The following is a 5376-nucleotide window of genomic DNA, read 5'->3' as shown; positions in this document are numbered from 1 at the left end:
TACAGATTGGAAGCCTTATTTAAATGATATTCTTAAAAGTTATAAAGAATTTATAAAAGCAATTATTCCTTTTCAAAAAGTATTATTGATTGCTCCTTCTAAAGAAGATTTTATTCCTTATTTATCATTTAATAACGTTGAATTTTTTATTTGTGATACTAATGATACTTGGATAAGAGATTATGGACCCATTGCGATTTTAGAAGAGAATAAGCTAAAAGCTTTAGATTTTACTTTCAATGCTTGGGGTAATAAATTTCAAAGTAATTTGGATAATAAAGTCAATACAGAGCTTTTTTTAAGAAAATTTAAAGAGAAATTAGAAAAAATTGATTTAATCTTAGAAGGAGGAAGTATTGATTTTAATGGAAAAGGTGTAATGCTTACTACTTCAAATTGTCTTTTAAATTCAAATAGAAATTCACATCTTAATAAACAAGAATTAGATAAAAAATTAAAAAATGTTTTTGGACTTGAAAAAATTATATGGCTTGAAAATGGATTTATACAAGGCGATGATACAGATCATCATATCGATACCTTAGCACGTTTTATTGATGAAAATACCATAGCTTTTTGTACTTGCGAAGATAAAAAAGATATTCATTATGAACCTTTAAAAAAAATGAAAGAAGAGCTTTTAAAAACAGGATTTCATCTTTTAGAACTTCCTTTACCTAAGCCTTTGTTTTATGAAGGAAAAAGACTCGGTGCTACTTATGCAAATTTTGTTTTCATTAATAATGCTTTAATTATGCCTTTTTATAAAGATGAAAACGATGAAATTGTTGCCAAAAGATTAGCCAAAGCATTGCCCAATAGAAAGATTATAGGAGTTGATGCAAGAGTATTTTTAAGACAAAATGGTTCTTTGCATTGTTCTTGTCAAAATTATTTTAAGAATTTAAAATGAATTTACAAAAAAAAGCAACTATTATTGCAAGTTCTTGTGCTTTTTTTCTTGCTTTATGTAAATTGATTGTTGGTTTAATGAGTGGCTCCATAGCTATCCTTTCTAGTGCTATTGACTCTATGGTGGATTTTGTTATTTCAGCTTTTAATTTTCTGGCCATACGTAAATCAGCTCAAAAGCCAAATGAAAACTATAATTTTGGTTATGGAAAAATTGAAGCTATTATGGGATTTATTGAAGGTTGTTTTATAGTTGGAATTGGCATTTTTATTTTTTATCAAAGTATTTTAAAGATTTATTATCAAGAGAAAATTCAAGATATTAATATCGGTATTTTTATAATGATTTTTTCTTTGATTTTAACTCTTTGTTTAGTTATTTTTTTAAGTTATGTAGCTAAAAAAACAAAAAGTTTAATCGTAGAGAGTGATTGTTTGCATTATAAAAGTGATCTTTTAACTAATTTTGCAACACTTTTAGCTCTTGTTTTAATTTCTTTAACGGGCTATTTTATTATAGATGCTCTGTTTGGTATAATTGCAAGTTTTTATATAGCTTTTAGTGCTTTTAAGATTATAAAAAAAAGTATAAGTTTATTGATGGATGTAGCACTAGAAGAAAATAAAGTTGAAAAAATTCGAGAGTTGATTAAAAAAAATAAAGAAATTATAAGTTTTCATCATTTAAAAACTCGAAAAAGTCCAAATATGAATTATCTTAGTGTTCATCTAGTTTTTTGTCCTATAATTTCTTTATATAATGCGCATAAGATTTCAGATGAAATTGAAATGAGTATTAGAAAAGCTTTTAATGATGAAAAATGGGATATTCAAATTCATCTTGATCCTTATGATGATCAAGAGCAGGAGGAAACAAATGAAAATAGCTTTAATACAGCAAAAATTTCACCAAAATAAGCAAGCTACCATTGAAAATACTTGCGAGCTTATAAAAAAAAGTGCCGAGGAAGGAGCTGAGCTTGTTTGTCTTTGTGAGCTTCATCAAAGTGAGTATTTTTGCCAAAGCGAAAATGTTGATTTTTTTGATTTAGCTAATGACTATGAAAAAGATCTTGAATTTTGGTCTAAAGTAGCTAAAGAAAATAATATAGTTTTAATTACCTCTTTATTTGAAAAGCGTAGTGCTGGACTTTATCATAATACAGCCGTAGTTTTTGAAAAAGATGGAAGTATAGCTGGAAAATATAGAAAAATGCATATTCCAGATGATCCTTGTTTTTATGAGAAATTTTATTTTACCCCAGGAGATTTAGGGTTTGAGCCTATTAATACAAGTATTGGAAAATTAGGAGTATTAATTTGTTGGGATCAATGGTATCCAGAGGCAGCAAGGTTAATGGCTTTAAAAGGAGCTCAAATTCTTATTTATCCAACAGCTATAGGTTGGTTTAATAAAGATAGCATAGAAGAAAAACAAAGACAACTTGATGCTTGGATAGGCATTCAAAAAGGACACGCTATCGCAAATGGTTTATATGTTGTTAGTATCAATCGTGTTGGTTTTGAAAAAGATAAGAGTGGGGTAGAAGAAGGTATAAATTTTTGGGGAAATTCTTTTATAGTAGGACCTCAAGGAGAGGAACTTTTTAGAGCTGATGATACAAGTGAATTATATAAAGTTGTAGAAATTGATCAAAAAAGAAGCGAAAATGTGCGTCGTTGGTGGCCTTTTTTAAGGGATAGACGTATAGAATATTTTAACGAATTAAATAAAAGATTTATTGATTAAGTAAAACCTTAAAGGTTTTACTTAGCTATAAGTTTTTGGGTAATTTTTGTTATTTCTAATTCTTCATCAGTAGGAACAACAAGGATTTTAATTTTAGAAGAGCTTTTGTTAATTTCTCTTTCTTTTTTTGATCTTTCATCATTTAATTTTTCATCAAGCTCAAATCCTAAATGTAAAAGTTTTTGACAAACAAGTTTTCTTACTAAATTTCCATTTTCTCCAATACCGCCTGTAAAAATTAAAGCATCTGTTCTTGGCAATACTGCTAAATAAGAGCCTATATATTTAACAAGACGATAGCAAAACATATCAAGAGCGAGTTTGGCTTTTTTATCACCTTTTTCAATTTGATTTTCTATATCTCTAAAATCATTAAATCCACAAATTCCATAAACACCACTTTTTTTATTAACTAAAGTATCAATTTCTTGCATGCTAAGATTTTGAGTTTGTGCTATAAAAGGTAAAATAGCAGCATCAATATCCCCACATCTTGTTCCCATAATAAGACCTTCTAAAGGAGTAAAGCCCATAGAAGTATCTACGCTTTTTCCATTTTCTATTGCACAAACACTTGCGCCATTTCCAAGATGCGCACTAATTGCATTGAAATTATTGTAATCTTTATTTAAAAATAAAGCAGCTTTCTTACTCACATAAGCGTGAGATGTTCCATGGAAACCATATTTTTTAATATTATATTTTTCATAATATTCATAAGGCAGGGCATACATTGAAGCAAATTCTGGCATTTGTGAATGAAAAGCTGTATCAAAAACAGCTACATTTTTAACATTTGGCGCAGCTTTAATCATTGTTTTAATCCCTGCTAAATTTGCAGGATTATGTAAAGGTGCAAAAATACTAACTTTATCAATTTGTTCTAAAACCTTATCATCAATTAAACAATGTTCGCTAAGTTCTTTTCCTCCATGAACAATTCTATGACCACAACCATCAAGCTCACTAAGATCGGTTAAAATTCCAGATTCTTTGAAAAGTTCATTTGTGATTTTTAAACCTTCTTCGTGATTTTTAATATTTACCTTTTTTTCAAATTCTTCACCCGTTAAAGTGTTTTTTAACTCAACTCTTGAGCCATTTTCTCCTATTTTTTCTATCAATCCACTAGCTTTTACAACTTCATTATCAAAAAGTTTAAATTTGATAGAAGATGAACCCGAATTTAATACTAAAATTTTCATTTTTTCTCCTTTTATTGTTATTGTGCTTGAACTGCACTTAAGATTACTGTATCTACAATATCATCAACCAAGCAACCTCTACTTAAGTCATTAACTGGTTTTTTAAGACCTTGTAAAAGAGGACCTATAGCTAAAGCATTGGCAGTTCTTTGAACTGCTTTGTAACATATATTTGCAGCATTTAAGTCAGGAAAGATAAAAACATTAGCATATCCTGCTATTTTTGAATGAGGCATTTTACTTTTTGCTGTACTAAGATCATATGCTGCATCAAATTGTATAGGACCTTCAATAGCTAAATCAGGATATTGTTCTTTAGCAATTTTTACAGCTTCTTTAACTAAATCAACGCTTACTCCTTTTCCACTATCTCCACTTGAATAAGAAAGAAAAGCAATCTTTGGATCTAATCCAAATGCTTTAGCACTTAAAGCACTAACATAAGCACTTTGCGCTAGTTCTTGAGGAGTAGGATTTGGATTTACAGCGCAATCTGCAAAAGCTAAAACTTCATCTTTAAGCCCCATAAAAAATATGCCAGAAACTGAAGTAATTCCTTCTTTTGTTTTAATGATTTGCAAAGCAGGGCGTATAGTTTCAGCTGTGGTTGTAGAAGCTCCACTTACCATTGCATCAGCCTTTTGGCTATGAACAAGTAAAGTGCCAAAATAAGTCCTATCTTTGATTAATTCTTTAGCCTCTTCTAAGCTCATACCTTTAGCTTTTCTTGCTTCATAAAGCATAGTGGCAAATTCTTCATTAAAAATAGAATTTTTAGGATTTAGAATTTGAATTTTGCTAGTATCAAAATTAGCCTCTTTTTTAATTTGCTCTTCATCACCTAATAAAATAATATTAGCTAAATCATTTTTTATTAAAATTTCACACGCTTGTAAAATTCTTTTATCATCACTTTCTGGTAAAACAATAGTTTTTTTATTTTTAATATTTTTTTTAATTAATTCATATTTAAAACGATAAGGGGTTAAAAAATCATAATCTTTTAAAGCATCAAGTTCATTTAAAGTAGAATTTTCACTTATAAGTGCATAATTTTTATTTTTTAATGCTTGATCTAAATATTTTTTTGCAAGTATATTATTTTGTGTAATCACTGCAATAGGAGTATTAAGATTTTTAGCTAAATTTATATTTAAATCTAAAGTATCTAAAATGTCAAATTCATTAAAAGCTATTGCAAAAACTATGTCATATTTATTTTTTAATGTTTCATATTTATCTAAAATAGTATTAAAGAAGATAAATTCATCATCATTAAATTGCTTTATAGCTTCTGATGATTTAAAAACATAAGTGCGATTTAATTCTTGTTGTATATTGAATTTTTGCATTAAAATTTGTATGTCGTTTATTTCATTTTCATTGATAACAGGATAAAAAAGTCCTATTTTTTTATTAGAGTATTTTTCTAACACTTTTGTAAGAATTTTAGAATTTAGTTCTTTGTTGTTTGATCTAATAATATAAATTCCATTCATATTTTTCTCC

Annotated in this window: 5 protein-coding genes; 3 read left to right on the top strand and 2 right to left on the bottom strand. The window is 27.9% G+C overall.

From position 1 onward, the window contains the following. From JG677_RS06815 to JG677_RS06805, 3 genes are all read left to right on the top strand, one after another. Positions 1-913, top strand: a 913-nt coding sequence (locus JG677_RS06815) for an agmatine deiminase family protein (RefSeq protein ID WP_200285890.1), incomplete at its 5' end; no start/stop codon positions are given. After that, the gene (locus tag JG677_RS06810; protein WP_200285888.1) at positions 910-1830 is read left to right on the top strand and encodes a cation diffusion facilitator family transporter; all 921 of its coding nucleotides are present in this window, start codon (positions 910-912) and stop codon (positions 1828-1830) included. The genes JG677_RS06815 and JG677_RS06810, both read left to right, overlap by 4 nt. Further along, positions 1790-2662 carry an N-carbamoylputrescine amidohydrolase gene (locus JG677_RS06805; protein WP_200285886.1) on the top strand — a complete coding sequence of 291 codons (873 nt, stop codon included), beginning with the start codon at positions 1790-1792 and terminating at the stop codon, positions 2660-2662. Before JG677_RS06810 ends, JG677_RS06805 begins: the two co-directional genes overlap by 41 nt. Positions 2663-2679: 17 nt before the next feature. On the opposite strand, the gene JG677_RS06800 is transcribed toward JG677_RS06805, so the two are convergent. Next, positions 2680-3867 (bottom strand): acetate kinase, encoded by a 1188-nt coding sequence (locus tag JG677_RS06800; RefSeq protein WP_200217281.1) that lies wholly within the window; start codon positions 3865-3867, stop codon positions 2680-2682. A 17-nt stretch (positions 3868-3884) separates the two neighbouring features. Continuing rightward, positions 3885-5366: a phosphate acetyltransferase gene (pta, locus tag JG677_RS06795; RefSeq protein WP_200285892.1), complete on the bottom strand. Its 1482-nt coding sequence runs from the start codon at positions 5364-5366 to the stop codon at positions 3885-3887. Between the last annotated feature and the right edge of the window lie 10 nt (positions 5367-5376).

Source organism: Campylobacter sp. TTU-622, assembly GCF_016598965.1.
Classification (GTDB): domain Bacteria; phylum Campylobacterota; class Campylobacteria; order Campylobacterales; family Campylobacteraceae; genus Campylobacter_D.
The sequence above is the reverse complement of the archived record's forward strand: the minus strand, read 5'-3'. Positions and strand labels throughout refer to the sequence as shown.